This is a genomic window from Flagellimonas rhodophyticola (assembly GCF_049332665.1).
In the GTDB taxonomy this organism is placed as follows: Bacteria; Bacteroidota; Bacteroidia; order Flavobacteriales; family Flavobacteriaceae; genus Flagellimonas.
Genome location: NZ_CP186326.1, coordinates 460,798 through 475,826 on the forward strand (window position 1 = coordinate 460,798; position 15,029 = coordinate 475,826).

The 15,029-nt window shown below is 38.6% G+C and carries 18 protein-coding genes; 8 read left to right on the forward strand and 10 right to left on the reverse strand.

Translation table 11 applies throughout. The annotated features are described in order from the left end of the window. The first annotated feature begins 1 nt into the window (after position 1). The 5 genes from ACOKFG_RS02115 to ACOKFG_RS02135 all read left to right on the forward strand — a co-directional run bounded on the left by ACOKFG_RS02115 (position 2) and on the right by ACOKFG_RS02135 (position 5,916). Positions 2–814, forward strand: a complete 813-nt coding sequence (locus ACOKFG_RS02115) for a universal stress protein (protein WP_299170731.1) — start codon at positions 2–4, stop codon at positions 812–814. Between the two features lie 5 nt (positions 815–819). Further along, the gene (locus ACOKFG_RS02120; protein ID WP_298792448.1) at positions 820–1,446 is read left to right on the forward strand and encodes a carbonic anhydrase family protein; all 627 of its coding nucleotides are present in this window, start codon (positions 820–822) and stop codon (positions 1,444–1,446) included. Between the two features lie 111 nt (positions 1,447–1,557). Then, positions 1,558–3,411 carry a SulP family inorganic anion transporter gene (locus tag ACOKFG_RS02125; protein ID WP_422861775.1) on the forward strand — a complete coding sequence of 618 codons (1,854 nt, stop codon included), beginning with the start codon at positions 1,558–1,560 and terminating at the stop codon, positions 3,409–3,411. Between the two features lie 131 nt (positions 3,412–3,542). Beyond that, positions 3,543–4,562: a phenylalanine--tRNA ligase subunit alpha gene (gene pheS, locus ACOKFG_RS02130; RefSeq protein WP_298792452.1), complete on the forward strand. Its 1,020-nt coding sequence runs from the start codon at positions 3,543–3,545 to the stop codon at positions 4,560–4,562. Between the two features lie 58 nt (positions 4,563–4,620). Beyond that, entirely contained in the window at positions 4,621–5,916 is a 1,296-nt protein-coding gene (locus tag ACOKFG_RS02135) for a Zn-dependent hydrolase (RefSeq protein ID WP_422861776.1), read from the forward strand. 12 nt (positions 5,917–5,928) lie between these two features. Here the strand turns inward: ACOKFG_RS02135 and ACOKFG_RS02140 are convergent, their stop codons facing one another. Together ACOKFG_RS02140 and ACOKFG_RS02145 are read right to left on the reverse strand one after the other, a co-directional pair. Further along, entirely contained in the window at positions 5,929–6,600 is a 672-nt protein-coding gene (locus ACOKFG_RS02140) for a lysoplasmalogenase (RefSeq protein WP_422861777.1), read from the reverse strand. Continuing rightward, entirely contained in the window at positions 6,594–7,067 is a 474-nt protein-coding gene (locus ACOKFG_RS02145; RefSeq protein ID WP_298792458.1) for a CYTH domain-containing protein, read from the reverse strand. Before ACOKFG_RS02145 ends, ACOKFG_RS02140 begins: the two co-directional genes overlap by 7 nt. 27 nt (positions 7,068–7,094) lie before the next feature. Between ACOKFG_RS02145 and dinB the strand changes: the two genes are divergently transcribed. Then, positions 7,095–8,195 (forward strand): DNA polymerase IV, encoded by a 1,101-nt coding sequence (gene dinB, locus ACOKFG_RS02150; RefSeq protein ID WP_299487255.1) that lies wholly within the window; start codon positions 7,095–7,097, stop codon positions 8,193–8,195. Positions 8,196–8,216: 21 nt separating this feature from the next. Here the strand turns inward: dinB and ACOKFG_RS02155 are convergent, their stop codons facing one another. Beyond that, on the reverse strand, positions 8,217–8,666 hold the full coding sequence (locus ACOKFG_RS02155) for a small multi-drug export protein (RefSeq protein WP_298792461.1): 450 nt from the start codon (positions 8,664–8,666) through the stop codon (positions 8,217–8,219). Between the two features lie 142 nt (positions 8,667–8,808). Here ACOKFG_RS02155 and ACOKFG_RS02160 point away from each other — a divergent pair, with 142 nt between their 5' ends. Next, a complete protein-coding gene (locus ACOKFG_RS02160) occupies positions 8,809–9,387 on the forward strand; it encodes a TetR/AcrR family transcriptional regulator (protein WP_298792463.1) in 579 nt (192 codons plus the stop codon). A gap of 50 nt (positions 9,388–9,437) precedes the next feature. Here ACOKFG_RS02160 and ACOKFG_RS02165 read toward each other — a convergent pair whose 3' ends face one another. The 4 genes from ACOKFG_RS02165 to ACOKFG_RS02180 form a co-directional block, all read right to left on the reverse strand. Next, the gene (locus tag ACOKFG_RS02165; protein ID WP_299487253.1) at positions 9,438–9,830 is read right to left on the reverse strand and encodes a plastocyanin/azurin family copper-binding protein; all 393 of its coding nucleotides are present in this window, start codon (positions 9,828–9,830) and stop codon (positions 9,438–9,440) included. Positions 9,831–9,869: 39 nt separating this feature from the next. After that, positions 9,870–10,418: a carboxymuconolactone decarboxylase family protein gene (locus tag ACOKFG_RS02170; protein WP_299487250.1), complete on the reverse strand. Its 549-nt coding sequence runs from the start codon at positions 10,416–10,418 to the stop codon at positions 9,870–9,872. 32 nt (positions 10,419–10,450) lie between these two features. Beyond that, positions 10,451–10,609 (reverse strand): hypothetical protein, encoded by a 159-nt coding sequence (locus tag ACOKFG_RS02175; protein ID WP_298792469.1) that lies wholly within the window; start codon positions 10,607–10,609, stop codon positions 10,451–10,453. A gap of 90 nt (positions 10,610–10,699) precedes the next feature. Beyond that, complete coding sequence (locus tag ACOKFG_RS02180; RefSeq protein WP_299487248.1) at positions 10,700–11,548, reverse strand: helix-turn-helix domain-containing protein; 849 nt, start codon at positions 11,546–11,548, stop codon at positions 10,700–10,702. A 174-nt stretch (positions 11,549–11,722) separates the two neighbouring features. Between ACOKFG_RS02180 and ACOKFG_RS02185 the strand changes: the two genes are divergently transcribed. Beyond that, on the forward strand, positions 11,723–12,244 hold the full coding sequence (locus ACOKFG_RS02185; protein WP_298792472.1) for a PAS domain-containing protein: 522 nt from the start codon (positions 11,723–11,725) through the stop codon (positions 12,242–12,244). Positions 12,245–12,262: 18 nt separating this feature from the next. On the opposite strand, the gene pyk is transcribed toward ACOKFG_RS02185, so the two are convergent. From pyk to rnc, 3 genes are all read right to left on the reverse strand, one after another. Next, entirely contained in the window at positions 12,263–13,705 is a 1,443-nt protein-coding gene (gene pyk, locus ACOKFG_RS02190; RefSeq protein WP_298792474.1) for a pyruvate kinase, read from the reverse strand. Between the two features lie 3 nt (positions 13,706–13,708). Next, positions 13,709–14,176 (reverse strand): IPExxxVDY family protein, encoded by a 468-nt coding sequence (locus ACOKFG_RS02195; protein WP_298792476.1) that lies wholly within the window; start codon positions 14,174–14,176, stop codon positions 13,709–13,711. A 105-nt stretch (positions 14,177–14,281) separates the two neighbouring features. Continuing rightward, the gene (rnc, locus tag ACOKFG_RS02200) at positions 14,282–15,025 is read right to left on the reverse strand and encodes a ribonuclease III (RefSeq protein ID WP_298792479.1); all 744 of its coding nucleotides are present in this window, start codon (positions 15,023–15,025) and stop codon (positions 14,282–14,284) included. Positions 15,026–15,029 lie beyond the last annotated feature (4 nt).

The window sequence follows — 15,029 nt, forward strand, 5'->3', positions numbered from 1 at the left end:
CATGGAAAATAAAAATTATAGAATATTGGTGCTCTCAGATTTGAGAAAAACAAGCAAAACCATTTTGAAAAATACCGCCAGTTTGGCAAAAATGATCGGTGGAGAAATTGCATTGCTGCATGTAAAGCAACCATTGGGTGTTGTAAAGCAGGACAATCAGTTATCTGCGGTAAGATCTATCAACGATACCTATAAGTCAACTAAAAACCAAATTAAAGGTTTGGTAAGTCCAATTATGGAAGACCAAGGGGTAAGCATTGACACCTCTTTTAAGGTTGGGAATGTCAAGGATGAAGTCAATAAAAAAATAAAAGAATTCGGTCCGGACATCATTGTTTTGGGTCAAAGAAAATCCTCTCCATTAAATTTTTTGGGGAACAACATCACAAAACATGTCTTAACGACTTTTGATGGACTGGTGATGATTGCATCTCATGAGCAAGTTTTCAGAAATAACCAAGAGCTCTCCTTAGGAACACTCAACGGTTCCTCTGATTTGATGAAAACAGACTTATTGGAGAAACTAATGAAGCAAAGTTCAAAACCCTTAAAGTCGTTTAAAATCAAACACGGTAAAAACGAGCTTGCACAAGAAGAACAAACTGACCAACCGGTGGTCGAGTATGTCTTTGAACCTCAAGACGATGCTTTGGAGAACATGTCCAACTACCTTGCCAGAACAAACGTAGATCTTTTGTTCATGGATTTGAATGATACGTCGAATATCAATGTTAAAAATGTAATTGGTAAATTTAATGTACCTTTTGTTTTAGCAGGAAAGCACAAAGCAAAATTTGATAACTCATTAAACTGAAAACTATGAATGCACATACTAAAGAAACTCAGGCGGCTATATCTCCGCAGAACGCTCTTGAACTTTTAAAAGAGGGCAACAGGCGGTTTGTAGAAAAAAATCAAGCTGATCGTGATTTATTGGTTCAGGTAGAACAAACCGCTTCTGGGCAGTATCCTTTTGCGACCATATTGAGTTGTATTGATTCTAGGGTTTCCGCAGAATTGATTTTTGACCAAGGAGTTGGTGATATTTTCAGTGCAAGAGTTGCTGGCAATATTGTCAATGAGGATATTTTGGGCAGTATGGAATTTGCTTGCAAGTTGGCAGGAACTAAGATTGTAGTTGTCCTTGGGCATACCGCTTGTGGTGCCGTTAAAGGGGCATGTGATGATGCTAAAATGGGAAATCTTACCGAATTGCTTAGCAAAATAAGACCTGCGGTAAATGCCATTACAGAGCCATCGGATGCTTCTGAGCGAACATCAAAAAACATCAGTTTTGTCAATACCGTAGCCGAGAAGAATGTGCAAATGACAATTGATAACATTAGAACCCAAAGTCCAGTTCTCAAGGAAATGGAAGACAATGGTGAAATTCTGATTGTAGGTGGTATGTATGATATTTCCAACGGAAAAGTACATTATATGTAAGCTTTAGAACATAATACATACAAATTAAGGCCAGTGTTTAACATTTCATTGGCCTTTTTTAGTTTTTTAAAATTAGTATCTTAACTGTTCTACAATAAATAAACCAGCATCATGTTCAAACACTTTAGAGGAGATTTATTCGGTGGTATCACCGCCGGTATCGTTGCATTGCCATTGGCACTTGCATTCGGTGTAAGCTCAGGACTTGGCCCTAGTGCCGGGCTCTATGGAGCTATTTTCATTAGCTTCTTTGCCGCTCTTTTTGGTGGAACCAACACTCAGATTTCTGGACCTACAGCCCCTATGACTGCTGTAAGTATGGTAATTATAGCTGGTATTTTAGCCGTCCACGATGGAGATGTTGGTAAAGCACTTCCCATTATCTTAGCCGTATTCCTTTTAGCGGGATTGATGCAAATTGGATTGGGCCTTATTGGACTCGGAAAATATATAAAATATATTCCCTATCCTGTAGTTTCAGGATTCATGACTGCAATCGGGGTTATCATTTTAGTAACGCAAATTTTACCCGCGGTCGGTTATTATCCAAAAGAAGATGAAGAATATGTTAGCCAATTTAAAGCTGCAGCTGAGGAAGAAATCTTAGAAAACATTCTTAGAGAGGAAGCTGGAGAAGGAATTTTGGTGCTGGAAGATTTTGAAGAAACTATTCGAAGGGCCAATAAAATTACTCCTGCTGACATGCAAAAGGAAGCAAAAACCCTTGCAGCTAAAGATGCTTCTGGAGTTTTGGGCACCTTTAAGGTCCTTGGACGCGCAGTTAAAAACATCATCTGGTTGGAACTTGCCCTTGCTTTGGCCACCATTATTATCATTTATGGATTCAAAAGAATAACGACCGCTGTCCCCAGCACTTTGGTTGCTTTAATTGTAGTTTCAGGAGTCGCTGTTGGATTTGGATTGGATTACCGTCCAATTGAAAAAATCCCAGAGGGACTTCCTATTCCACAACTTGGAATATTTACCGAGTTTAAACTCTCCGCAATAACACCATACATTTTTACAGCTCTAACACTATCTCTCTTAGGTGCGATTGATTCATTATTAACTTCTGTCGTAGCTGATAATATGACACAAACCAAGCACAAACCGAATAAGGAATTGGTAGGTCAGGGTATTGGAAACACTATAGCTGCAGTTTTCGGTGGAATTCCTGGTGCAGGAGCTACCATTAGAACCGTAGTGAATATCAATTCAGGAGGAAAGACCCGCTTATCTGGTATGATTGCCGGTATACTTTTGCTTGTGATTCTGCTAGCTCTAGGACCCATTGCTTCGCAGATTCCAGCGGCAGTTTTAGCTGGAATTTTGGTAACCGTTGGTATTGGAGTTATGGATTATAAAGGTTTAAAAGCTATCCCACATCTGCCTAAAGATATCAGTCTTGGACCTCTTAAATTGAGTTCTGAGGTCATCATTATGCTGACTGTGTTAGTACTTTCATCTATTTGGAACCTGGTATATGCAGTAGGAATTGGTTTGATAATTGCATCTTTAATGTTCATGAAAAAAATCGGAGATCTTACCGCTACAAGATCAAATGTAAAACCACTTAAAGAACAGCCATGGGCCGATGAGAAAAACTTCCCGGCAAAACTGAAGGAGGAAGTTTTTATCAAACATATTAAAGGTCCCCTATTCTTCGGCTCTACTAGCGACTTTCAACAACTGGCCGAGCAGATACCAGATACAGCATCCACAGTGGTTATCCGTTTGGATCGCATGCAGTATATGGATCAATCAGGATTATATGCAATGGAAGATGTTTTACAGGACCTCAACAAAAGGGATATCAAAGTACTGCTTGTTGGTCTTCTCGATCAACCTAAATATCTGATGGAAAGAATCGATATTATTCCAGACCTAATTCCAAGGGAGGATATTTTTGAGGATTTTCAACCCTGTTTAGACTGGATTACAGCTAACATTGAAGATTTACATTAAAGCCCAAACAAAATTGGGTGCTATGATAATCAACCTGGTGCCCAAAATCTTTTATTATTTCCTCCAATTTCTATCATAGTCCATATTCAAAGACAATTTGCTAAATTTGTCGGCCAATAGCGCAGCCGACCATGATAGAGACTATTAAAGAACACTTGGCAGAAGTTGAAAAATTTGTTTCAACCTCTAAAGAGGAAATAGAGACTTTCCGAATAAAATATTTAGGGAAAAAAGGACTTTTGAACACCTTTTTTGCCGAGTTCAAAAATGTTCCCAACGAGCAGAAAAAAGAATTCGGTCAAGTCATTAACCAATTGAAAGGGGCTGCGACCGAAAAGGTAAATGCTCTTAAAACCTCACTTGAAAACAGTACGGAAACCAAAGGAAAATATGGCGACTTAACCCGTCCCGGGGAACCTATTGGTCTTGGTGCAAGACACCCTATTTCTATTGTAAAGAATCAAATCATCGATATCTTTTCAAGAATAGGTTTCAACGTTTCGGAGGGGCCTGAAATTGAGGATGATTGGCATAATTTTACGGCCTTAAACCTCCCTGAATACCATCCGGCCAGGGATATGCAGGACACTTTTTTCATCCAAACGGATCCGGATATTCTTTTACGCACACATACCTCGTCCGTGCAGGTGAGATATATGGAAGAGAATAAACCTCCGATTCGGACAATTTCCCCGGGAAGAGTCTATCGAAACGAAGCAATTTCTGCTCGATCGCATTGCTTTTTCCATCAAGTGGAAGGACTTTATGTAGACAAGAACGTCTCTTTTGCCGATTTGAAACAAACACTTCAATATTTCACCTCTCAGATGTTTGGAAAGTCAAAGATTAGGCTCCGTCCATCTTATTTCCCGTTTACAGAACCCAGTGCAGAAGTAGATGTGTATTGGGGATTGGAAACAGAAGCTGACTATCGAATGACCAAAGGCACTGGTTGGCTGGAAATAATGGGTTGTGGAATGGTCGACCCCAATGTGCTTAAGAATTGTGATATCGACCCAGAAGTATATTCAGGATTTGCATTTGGTATGGGTATTGACCGAATTGCATTGCTATTGCACCAAATTTCAGATATCCGATTGTTGAGTGAAAATGATGTTCGGTTTTTAGAACAGTTCAAGTCCTCTTTTTAGGCATCCTTTTTCTGTTTATATTTAGGTCATCAGCTCAATTTATTGAAAAACTACTTGTATGACCTATCGTTTGTTAATCTTTCTTATTTCGGTTGGAATTGGTTTCGCCCATGCACAAAAACCTGCAATAAAAGTTAACCAAAACCGTCTCGAAAACAGCATTTTTGAACTTGCAAAATTTGGAATCCAAGAAAATGGTGAGACTGAAAGGGTTGCATTTAGTGATGCCGATATTGAAGCTCGACAATGGGTGATTCAAACATTAAAAAATCAAGGTTTAGACGTTTCCATAGACTTTGCAGGGAATATTGTTGCGTTAAGAAAAGGCAAGAAATCCAACCTTAAGGCTATATCTTTTGGGTCCCACATTGATAGAGTCCCTAACGGAGGAAATTATGATGGATGTGTAGGTTCAATGGCCGCTTTGGAGGTTATTGAAACTCTAAATGAAAACAATATTACCACAAAACATCCACTTGAGGTTATCATATTCTCCAATGAAGAAGGCGGGGTTATGGGCAGTAGGGCCATGTCGGGTCATTTAGGAAACAGTGCCTTGCAAGTGGTCAATTCTACAGGATTTTCTATGGGTGAAGGTGTCATGCGATTGGGTGGTGATACAACCAGGATAACGGATGTGCAAAGAAATAAAGGAGATATGGCAGCTTTTCTGGAATTGCATATTGAACAAGGCGGAATACTTGAAAAAGAAAAGCTTGATATTGGAATTGTTGAAGGTATCGTCGGATTAAAATGGTGGGACGTGGTTTTCACCGGATTCGCCAACCATGCTGGAACAACTCCAATGAATGCTCGTCAAGATGCCTTGCTGGCCGCCGCAAAATTTATAGTCGCAGTAAACGAGGTCACTAACAGTTTTGAAGGTTCACAAGTCGGAACTGTAGGTCGAATCAAGGCCGACCCTGGTGCTCCCAATGTAATTCCGGGCAAGGTGGTCACCAGTTTGGAAATTCGCGATTTGTCCTCAGCTGTAATCGAAAAAGTCTTTCAGGCCATTAAAACCAAAGGGGAAGTGATAGCGGCTGAATCCAATGTTGGTATTGAATTCAGGCCTTTGGACACCACTGCAGCTCCCGCATTGACCGATACTACAATTCAAAAAGAAATTGAAAACTCAACAACCACTCTTGGGTTGACCCATAAATATATGCCAAGTGGCGCAGGACACGACGCCCAAGATATGGCAACCATTGCACCCACCGGGATGATTTTTGTTCCCAGTAGGGGCGGAATTAGTCATTCACCAAAAGAGTTCACATCAGCAAAGGACATGGCCAATGGTGCCAATGTGCTACTTCAAACAATTCTTGCCCTTGACAAAAAGTTAGAGTAACGGATTATTACATTAACTCTTTTTTCTCAAGATTAAAAAGCTTGCATTTGCAATTAAGGAAATACTCAACCAGTATGTGATCAAAATAACTAAGCCAGACAATTTAAAAGTGGTTTTAAACTTATTTATTGCAATGATGGTGTCAGAGAACATAAAAAGTAATACCGCAATCCCAATTAAGCAATATACTTTTTGTTGTTGTTTCAAAAACAGCCCAGTTCCCTGCCAAGCCATAAAAACAATTACAATAACGTAAACGCCCACTGGTATTTCCATCGATCCCAAATCGGGCCGTAGCCAGATAAATAGTCCCCCTCCTATAGTCATAAGAATAAATAGCAACGCCCAATGAAATTGAAACCCTTCAAGTTTGATAAATCCTGTCGCAAACAGCAAATGACCTATTAGAAAGGACCCAAGTCCAAATACAAAATATTCTTCTTTGAGGAGTAACACATCTCCTATCAAACAAAAAATTAGTGCAGCAATTATTATGTTCTTGAACTGCCACATCCGATTATTTGTCACAAAAAACAACAAAGACAGAATTAGCACGGTAGTCAAGGGTTTACATATGGAATAGAGGAATGTTTGGCCTAAATAATCGAAAATTATCGCCGCTAGGGCTGAAATCATGCTCAGGACATTTATAGTCTTTCTTAGGTTGGAAATTTCCATTACCATGCATTAAATGGTGTTTTGCTTAGCTGGGAGTTGTAATATTTAATCTCTCCCGTAACCTCTTTTCCCAGCCATTCAGGTTTCTCAAATATCTCATCCTCATGATTCAGTTCAATCTCTGCTATGATCAAGCCCTTATTCTCTCCGAAAAACTCATCTACCTCATAAACATGATTTCCAATAGGAACATGATATCGATTTTTTTCCAGAATCACCGCTTCGCATAAATCAATAAGGTTAACCGCTTCAGAAGCTTTAATTTCAGTTTCCCATTCGAATCGGGTAGTACCTGATTTATTACTCAGCCCCTTAACGGTTAAAAAGGCTTTGTCCCCTTTTATCCGGACTCTAACTGTACGTTCTGGGTCCGTATTCAAGAACCCCTGAACAATGCGGACTTGAGTACTTGCACTTTGCTTGTACCTATCAGATTTGACCAAAAACTTTCGTTCAATTTCCAAGTGTTCCATCAAACTAAATATACCCTAAATTTGAGTATGGACTTTGATTTTCCCTTACGAAAAATCATTCATGTGGATATGGATGCATTTTATGCTTCTGTTGAACAACATGACAACCCTGAATTGAAGGGAAAACCTATTGCTGTCGGCGGAGGTTCAAAACGCGGCGTAGTCTCCGCCGCCAGTTATGAAGCCAGAAAGTTTGGGGTACGAAGTGCCATGGCTGGTTATATAGCCAGGAAAAACTGCCCAGAACTCATCTTCGTAAAACCACGTTATGACCGCTACCAAGAAGTTTCCAAACAAGTCCACCGCATTTTTTTTGAATATACTGATTTGGTAGAACCATTGTCTTTAGATGAGGCATATTTGGATGTGACTGAAAACAAAAAGGGAAACCCTTCCGCTACATTGATTGCCAAGGAAATTCGACAGAAAATTTTGGATGCCACAGGTTTAACTGCTTCGGCTGGAATCTCAATTAATAAATTTATTGCCAAGGTGGCAAGTGATTACAACAAACCCAATGGACAAAAAACGGTGAATCCAGAGGAGGTTACAGCTTTTCTTGAAGATCTTGATATTCGAAAATTTTATGGTGTCGGAAAAGTTACTGCTGAAAAAATGTACATGCTTGGCATCTTTACTGGCAAGGATTTGAAACAAAAACCCATAGAGTTTTTAGATGAGCACTTTGGCAAAAGCGGAAAATATTACTACCACGTTGTTCGCGGAATCCACAATAGCCAGGTAAAACCGCACCGGATTCCAAAATCGGTTGGTGCCGAACGTACTTTTTCCGAAAACCTCAGCAGTGAAATTTTTATGTTGGAAAAGCTTGAAAACATAGCCATCGAACTTGAAAGAAGACTTAAAAAGTCAAAAATTGCAGGAAAGACCATTACGTTAAAAATCAAGTATAGCGATTTTACCTTGCAGACAAGAAGCAAGACACTTCAATATTTTATAGCAGACAAAGAATTGATATTGGAAACAGCCAAAGAATTACTGTATCAATCATCGATGGAAAACTCGGTTCGTCTTTTGGGTATTTCCTTGGCAAACCTCAATACTGAAAAAAAAGAGGAAAAACCTCAAGATGAATCCGTAATGGTGCAGCTAAAGTTTGATTTTTGAAAAGTGCCAATTAAGAATTCTCTATATTTTGTTCATCGAAATGGAAACGGTCCATACGAAAACGGAAGAGATAAAAATACCAATGGTATTTGCCCAAAATGCTTTCTTTTTTTCAATTCGGAATAAGTAAGAGGCGATGCTGCCGGCATATACTCCTGTTCCTGGTAAAGGAATCATCACAAAAAGCATTAGGCCAAAAAACCCAAATTTTTCAATTTTCTTTCCCGAGCCAGATTTAGCTCGTTTAGCAATAAATACTGCTGACTTTTTATAAAATCTCCATTTAATAAGATGACGGTTAATATATTCAAGAAAAAACATCATCAACGGAAAGACTGCCACATTGGCCAAAAAACAAGCCAGAAAAACCACATAGCTGTTAAGACCTTTCACAATACCGTAGGGTATACCAACCTTGGCTTCGCCAAAAGGAGATAAACTCCAAAGTATAGAGGTCAATAGATCCAACATTGCAACTTTTTTAGTTTGCAAAACTACGTGAAAACGGCATCACCCACTGTTAAAAAGACTTATAACTTCAGGTATTAGAGAGAGCATGCACGTTTTGATCCAAAATAACCCAGACAGACCAGTCTTTTTTTATCTTTACCCCATGGAAAAACCTACACTTCGCGAAAAAATTGTTAGTACAGCTGGTAACCTCTTCTATGCCCAAGGGTATAACTCCACAGGAATCAACGAAATTATTGATAAATGCAGCATCGCCAAGGCTACATTATATAGTCATTTTAAGTCCAAAGAAGATATTTGCATAGCATATTTAACCCAACGGCATGAAGATTTTTTGACGTCATTGAGGAGTTATGTTTCCAAACGTAAAAATGGGAAAAATCAATTATTGGCCATCTTTGATTTTTTACGGGATATGTACCGTGACGAAAATTTTCACGGCTGCTGGGCCCTTAAGACCTTAGGTGAACTTTCCCCAAAACAAAAAAAACTCCTGGGAGTCATTCAAAAACAAAAAAAGGAATTGTTGCTGTATCTGGGCGAGGTGGTGAGTGAAAATATCATAAACATTTCCAAGGCCGAAACTGAAAAGATATCGGGTGGAATCTATCTTCTTTACGACAGTGCCATAACAGAAAGTTACTTATTTAAAAATGATTGGCCAATTTATATGTCGAGGAGCATTGCTCCATCGCTTTTTGCAAATTCCGAATTGGTTTAAACAAAAAGAGCCCCTTATACAAGGAGCTCTTCGCTAACAAATCCACTTTCTTACTTTACAACCAAAGTATTGTCGGTGGAAGTTGGGTTTAATGGACAGAAGTATACGTACTCCCCTTTTTCCAGCTTTGTAGGTTTGGAAGTTTGAGATGTACCGGTTTTAACCGGTTTGGTCACATATGCCGTTTGGATATGGTTTTCCGGCTTGCTAACATCCTGACCTTTTTTTACCAATACAAAACCAACATCATGTCCAACACCATTATTGGTAATATCGAAAACATAGGTTCCAGCGGAAACCGTGATTTGCTTTTGGGTAAACTCACCTGTTGTTTGTTCCAAAGCTAAGGTTTTCACTGGTGCGTCCTTCATCATCCTATCTTGTGCGCTAGCTGAAAATACAACGCCAACGGCCAATACTAAAATTGCAATTACTTTTTTCATTTTTACTTTTAATTATAAATTATTGGGTTACTATTTTTATTAAGCCTCAACAGCTTGTAGAGGTTGTGCAACAGGAAAATCTACCGGAATGTCTGTTGTATTGTTTATATAGTTGGAAATGGTTTTGTCACCAACTAGAACTATAGTGTCAATTAAATTTTCCTTGGTCCATCCAGCAGCAAAGAAATTTTCTACCACAGCAGCTTCAGTAGCTCCCCTGTTTTCGGTGATGTTCTTTGCCAATCTGGCCAAAGCATCCAACTTATTGTCAAATGAAGCTCTACCAGATCTTAGTTCCAAGATTTGGTCCTCTGAGAATCCGTTCATTTTACTAATTGCCGTATGTGCGGACAAACAGTATATACATCCGTTTACTTCACTAACCGCCAGGTTTACTGCCTCTTTCTCCTTTGTCTTCAATGAAGTTTTAGCGTTTGAAAGATTCAAATAATTGCCTAAGGCATTTTCTGAATGCGCATAGGTTGCAAAAAGGTTGGGAACAAAACCAACAGCTTTTTCCAAATTGTCAAATATTGCCTGGTTAGCTTCGCTAACTTCTTCTCTTTTGGGAACATTAAATGTGCTCATAATTCTAAATATTAAATGTGTTGTTATAAGGGTTAAAAATTCGTTACAAATGGTTTTTCTGCATCACAATAGAAATCATGATGATGTTTTTGCTCGCAATGTGCTTCAGATATGATGGGTTGCGGCGCTGGTCTTTTAACCGTTCTGAAAATCTCAATGAGATTGAAAATTGATTTTTCCTTTGCTTTCATCTTTATCTTGTTTTAATTATGGCACAAAGATGTTGCAAAAGGGAAGGGAAGTGTTAGCAGGAATTTCCCGATGGCTTGCCTAAATTTCCTTTAGGCCATTTCCAAAGTGTTTTCGCGGTATTCTGAAGGTGTCATTTGGGTCATTTTCTTAAAAAAACGACTAAAATGGGCTGGGTCATTGAACCCCAGATCGAAAGCGATTTCTTGGTTTTGCTTATCCGTAAAATGAATAAGACGCTTCGCTTCTAGTGCAAGTCGTTCCAAAATAACTTGTTGAGGAGGTTTTTGATTGTAAATGTAAAACAAGTTGGACAGTGTTTTTGGGGATTTGAACAACATCTCGGCATAATCACTCACTTTCCGCTTTGTTTTATAGTGCATGTCCACCAAATAATTGAACTTTCTGATTACATCTATTTGATCGTTCTTAAGTGTTTTTACGATCAATTGTTCCTTGGCCAGCCGAGTGCTCATGATAATCAATCGCTTCAACAACATTTGAAGCATATCACCTTGAATATTATCTGGAGTCGAGAACTCTTCCACAAAAACATCAAACCAAAGGTTGAATTTCTTCAGTTGATTGTCCGGAACGGAAATGATGGGTAAATCTTGTGTTCCAAAAAACAAAATCCCATTACAAGAAACCTCACTATCATGATCGGAGATACAATAAAATTCTCTGTTAAAAAGGATTGCTGAAAGGGGTAAATGCGTTTTGGAAAAAGAAACATGTTGCAAGTAGGTAACAGTTACCAATTGATTTGGGTCAAGTTGCAGTTCCAAATCATCCACAATAATTGTTAGGGGTTCTTCATTTCTGTTCCAAAGAAACTTAATGGTGTTGACTGTAGAGGAGAACCTTAGATTATCGTTTTTTATGTCATCCGTGAGGCCAAGTATCGATCCTAGTTTGGGGTCTTTATATTCGTATCTCATTGGCTAAATCTTTCTTGCGCTTTCTTAAAAAATGTCTGTTTTCCTCCTATTAGTCCAGATATTCTGTTGATACTTACATCTAGTTAACACCCTAATACCGAGACAATCTTTAAACAATACTGTTAATTTTTAAGTCAGATTTTATCACCTATCAGACTTTTTATAGTATTGGGTATGGAAAAGTTAAAATATTATGATGAGGCCGCCTATAATTTCTATTCAAATTCAGAAATAAAAGGCTTTACTATAAACTCGCTGGATTTTCATGCAAGCAATTTCGATAAGGTTTGCAAAAATCTAAATGACGTTAAAATTCTTAGTGACCTTGCTGAGAAGGGAAGATGGCATGGAGAGCTTTCTTTTCGAAGCCAAATTTTGAAGAATGAGCATGTTGTTGTAGTAACTGATCCACATCTTAACATCGTCTATGCTTCTCAGAATATGTACGGCATGAATGGTTATCAACCTGATGAAGTATTGGGGAAAAAGCCTAATATGTTTCAAGGTGTTAAAACCAGCGAAGAAACCAAAAAAGTAGTTTCAACAGCAATAAAGCAGCAAAAAGCTTTTGAAGTTGTTTTACTGAATTATAGAAAAGACGGCTCCACTTATAATTGTTGGATACAGGGTTCCCCGATTTTTGACAAAACTGGTAAAGTCGTGAATTTCATCGCCTTTGAAAAAGAGGTTGCTTAATAGTATACCTTTTTCCTACTAGAAGTTGCAGGTTTCTATTTCGGTAACTCGGAGCGTATTCACCATTCCTTTTTCCTTTATTGGCATTGCGGCAAGGCTAATTAGCATATCACCAACTTCCAAAAAGCCTTTTTTACAAGCAATTTGGTTCACGTCGTCAATTGTCTCATCTGTTGAAACATAGCGGTCATAATAGAACGCCTTAACTCCCCACAAGAGGTTTAATTGAGTAAGAATTCTTCTATTTGAAGTAAATACGAGAATATGGGCGCTTGGTCTCCATGCGGAAATCTGAAATGCAGTATACCCGCTGTTTGTCAATGTAGAAATAGCCTTTGCCTGAATCTCATTGGCCATAGTGGCCGCATGGTAACAAACCGACTTCGTAATATATCTTTTGGTTCGAATATGCGGCGGAGTTTGCGGAACACTAATTAAATTGGATCCTTCTACACTCTCCAAGATACTTGACATTTTTTCAATGACTTGAACAGGGTAATTTCCGACTGAAGTTTCACCTGATAGCATTACTGCATCCGCTCCGTCCATTACAGAGTTGGCCACATCGTTCACTTCCGCTCGTGTAGGTGTCAAACTAGTAATCATAGTTTCCATCATTTGGGTAGCTATAATTACAGGAATTCGAGCTTTTTTAGCTCTCAGTACCAATTGTTTCTGAATCAATGGCACTTCGTGGGCCGCAACCTCTACACCAAGGTCTCCCCTTGCAACCATTAATCCATCACAGTAAGCAACAATTTTATCAATATTTTCAACGGCTTCAGGTTTCTCAATTTTTGCAATGATAGGAATCTTGTGCTCCGTATGTTTGCTTATGAGGTTCTGAAGGTCCATGAGGTCTTCACTGTGTCGCACAAATGACAATGCCATCCAATCCACCTCTTGACTTATGGCAAAAATGGCGTCTTTGATATCTTTTTCGGTAAGGGCTGGTAAAGAAATATCTGTATTAGGAAGGTTCACGCCTTTTTTAGACTTTAAAGGTCCTCCCTGAATCACAGTAGCCCTAACCTCATCTTTTCCATTGGTCGATTTAACCTCAAAAATCAATTTTCCATCATCCAACAAAATACGCTCACCCGGCTTAACATCCCTTGGAAAATTGGAATAGTTCATGTACACTCTTTGGGCAGTTCCTTCAAATGGCTCTCCAGTGGCAAAAGCAATCTCGTCACCAGGTGCAACAACAGCTTCTCCTCCCATAACCCCTACTCTCAATTTTGGCCCTTGTAAGTCGGCAAGAATAGATGTATTTACCTCCATTTCTTCATTGAGCTCCCGAATCATTTGGATTCGTTTGGCAACATCATCATGGGAAGCGTGGGAAAAGTTTATACGGAAAACATCAACCCCGGCCTCGATCATCTTTTTAAGCACATCTTTAGTGCTTGTAGCGGGTCCTAATGTTGCTAATATCTTGGTCTTTTTTCTAGTTGGCATTACTTAAAAGATTAAGTTTCTTTTCGATTTTAAAGTTTGCGCATTAACCTGATAAGCGGTTATTACACTAGGTATTTTGTTTATTAATTCTACATATGAATCAATAATTAATTCACATCCTGCATCCACTTTCAAAAAATAATCCACTTCCCTTTTTTCCTTTATCAAATAATCTGTCCTAATAGAAGAAGTGCTGTTTTCGAATAGACCTGAAGATGGCATTATTTCCATGATTGCACATTTATTGGCAATAAGGGTCCAATAGTTGTCACTTAGCCCATCTTCCCATTCAAACATTGAAAATGAAAGGCTTTGATTCAATTCAAGGTCGCTTTTCATTCGTTTCAAACGCAATCCACAAATGAAGTTTATTGCATAACCCATCGCATAGTCTTCCAAACCACAATGAATGGCAATAAGCTGAAAATTATCATCGTAAAAATCAGCAGATATCTTGTGCGTTGTCAACATGTTTCAAAAGCGAACCGTAAATATAGTCTTAATACCTTTTCTAGCCTAGTTGAAAGAAAACAATACGTGACAAAACCGAACGAAAACGTTTGAGTTTACACTTATTTAATGCTGTGGATTTTCAATTTTACTCTGTAATGCAAAATATGCTCTTTTGGAAGCTTTTTCCTCAGCCTTCTTTTTGGAAGTTGCCCTGGCCTTTGCGGTTATCTTATCTCCAATGGATAATTTTACACCAAAATGCTTGAGTTCATCATTCCCGGTATCCTCATAAACATCATAGCGAAAGGTTTTCTTTTGTTTTTGGCACCATTCAATAACCAAACTTTTATAGCTTATGACCTTACCTTCCAATTGTTCAATATCAACATAGGGGTCTATCACTTTCGCGTTGATAAATTTTTCGCAATACTGGTATCCTCTGTCCAAATAAATAGCTCCTACCAGAGCTTCGAACACATTTCCATGGATGTTTTCACCAAAATGCGATTTAGGAATCCTACTTTCCACAAAACGTAATAGTTCCAAGTCCTTCCCTAGCTCATTTAAATGCTTTCGACTGACTATTTTGGAGCGCATTTTGGTAAGATAACCCTCATCTCCTTCTGGGACTTCATTGTACAAGTGTTTGGAAATAATTGTACCTAACATTGCATCTCCCAAAAACTCCAACCGTTCGTAGTTCATTGGATTTCCCTCTGCATCCCGCTTGTTCACGGATCGATGTAAAAAAGCCTTTTTGTATATGTCAATGTCCTTTGGTTTGAAACCAAGAATTTTTTTTATCCCCGAAAAAAAATTCCCATCCGTTTTCGGATGGGAATTGAATATTTTGGAGGAAAATTTCATCGCT

Bases quoted from the DNA above. Each gene is read 5' to 3' on its own strand.
- ACOKFG_RS02115 (WP_299170731.1), top strand. From the start codon at position 2: ATGGAAAATAAAAATTATAGAATATTGGTGCTCTCAGATTTGAGAAAA.
- ACOKFG_RS02120 (WP_298792448.1), top strand. From the start codon at position 820: ATGAATGCACATACTAAAGAAACTCAGGCGGCTATATCTCCGCAGAAC.
- ACOKFG_RS02125 (WP_422861775.1), top strand. From the start codon at position 1,558: ATGTTCAAACACTTTAGAGGAGATTTATTCGGTGGTATCACCGCCGGT.
- pheS (WP_298792452.1), top strand. From the start codon at position 3,543: ATGATAGAGACTATTAAAGAACACTTGGCAGAAGTTGAAAAATTTGTT.
- ACOKFG_RS02135 (WP_422861776.1), top strand. From the start codon at position 4,621: ATGACCTATCGTTTGTTAATCTTTCTTATTTCGGTTGGAATTGGTTTC.
- ACOKFG_RS02140 (WP_422861777.1), bottom strand. From the start codon at position 6,600: ATGGTAATGGAAATTTCCAACCTAAGAAAGACTATAAATGTCCTGAGC.
- ACOKFG_RS02145 (WP_298792458.1), bottom strand. From the start codon at position 7,067: ATGGAACACTTGGAAATTGAACGAAAGTTTTTGGTCAAATCTGATAGG.
- dinB (WP_299487255.1), top strand. From the start codon at position 7,095: ATGGACTTTGATTTTCCCTTACGAAAAATCATTCATGTGGATATGGAT.
- ACOKFG_RS02155 (WP_298792461.1), bottom strand. From the start codon at position 8,666: ATGTTGGATCTATTGACCTCTATACTTTGGAGTTTATCTCCTTTTGGC.
- ACOKFG_RS02160 (WP_298792463.1), top strand. From the start codon at position 8,809: ATGGAAAAACCTACACTTCGCGAAAAAATTGTTAGTACAGCTGGTAAC.
- ACOKFG_RS02165 (WP_299487253.1), bottom strand. From the start codon at position 9,830: ATGAAAAAAGTAATTGCAATTTTAGTATTGGCCGTTGGCGTTGTATTT.
- ACOKFG_RS02170 (WP_299487250.1), bottom strand. From the start codon at position 10,418: ATGAGCACATTTAATGTTCCCAAAAGAGAAGAAGTTAGCGAAGCTAAC.
- ACOKFG_RS02175 (WP_298792469.1), bottom strand. From the start codon at position 10,609: ATGAAAGCAAAGGAAAAATCAATTTTCAATCTCATTGAGATTTTCAGA.
- ACOKFG_RS02180 (WP_299487248.1), bottom strand. From the start codon at position 11,548: ATGAGATACGAATATAAAGACCCCAAACTAGGATCGATACTTGGCCTC.
- ACOKFG_RS02185 (WP_298792472.1), top strand. From the start codon at position 11,723: ATGGAAAAGTTAAAATATTATGATGAGGCCGCCTATAATTTCTATTCA.
- pyk (WP_298792474.1), bottom strand. From the start codon at position 13,705: ATGCCAACTAGAAAAAAGACCAAGATATTAGCAACATTAGGACCCGCT.
- ACOKFG_RS02195 (WP_298792476.1), bottom strand. From the start codon at position 14,176: ATGTTGACAACGCACAAGATATCTGCTGATTTTTACGATGATAATTTT.
- rnc (WP_298792479.1), bottom strand. From the start codon at position 15,025: ATGAAATTTTCCTCCAAAATATTCAATTCCCATCCGAAAACGGATGGG.